Origin of the sequence: Achromobacter sp. DH1f (assembly GCF_000633435.1) — a bacterium.
GTDB classification, from domain to species: domain Bacteria; phylum Pseudomonadota; class Gammaproteobacteria; order Burkholderiales; family Burkholderiaceae_B; genus Achromobacter; species Achromobacter deleyi.
In genome coordinates this window covers 1-628 of record NZ_AYMF01000148.1, presented here as the reverse complement: position 1 = coordinate 628, position 628 = coordinate 1, and the positions used below count along the sequence as shown (strand labels likewise).

Genomic DNA, 628 nt, shown 5'->3' with positions numbered 1-628 from the left:
CTGGACGCGAGCCCACAGGCGGTCGGCGTTCAGGGGCGGAAAGACGGGCGTAGCGGTGGGCGTAGAGACGGGCAAGGCAGCGGTCGAAGCGGCGGGGGAGGAAGGCGAGGCAGGCATGGCGTAAGGCAGGGGGTGTTGCGGAAAAGGCATCGGCGATTATGGCATGTCACCCCATTACCTCGTCGCCACCAGCCCCAGTTGCGCGCGCCGGGTCCAGCGCTGCATCATCAGCACGGCCACCACCGCCAGCCCGATGGCCAGGCCGCTCCAGATGCCCACGCCGCGCCAGCCAGCCTGGAACGCCAGCCACGCGCCGCAAGGCAGGCCCACGCCCCAGTAGCCGATCGCCGCGTAGATCATCGGCACGCGGGTGTCGTGCAGCCCGCGCAGCATGCCTGCGCCCAGCACCTGCGCGCCATCCACGATCTGGAATACCGCTGCCACGGCCAGGTAGCTGACCGCGAAGGCCAGCACCCGCGCATTGGCCGGGTCGTGCACGTCCATGAACACCGACACCAGCGCATAGGGCACGGTCACCATCAGCAGGGCGGCGATCACCATCGCGCCGATGCCCAGGCTGAAGGCCGTCCAGCCGGCGCGCGCGGCCGCGGCGGCATCACGGGCGCCT

Annotated in this window: 1 protein-coding gene; it reads right to left on the bottom strand. The window is 70.9% G+C overall.

The annotated features are described in order from the left end of the window. Positions 1 to 174 precede the first annotated feature (174 nt). The coding region (locus U858_RS0133500) for an MATE family efflux transporter (RefSeq protein WP_029954842.1) at positions 175 to 628 on the bottom strand (454 nt) is incomplete at its 5' end.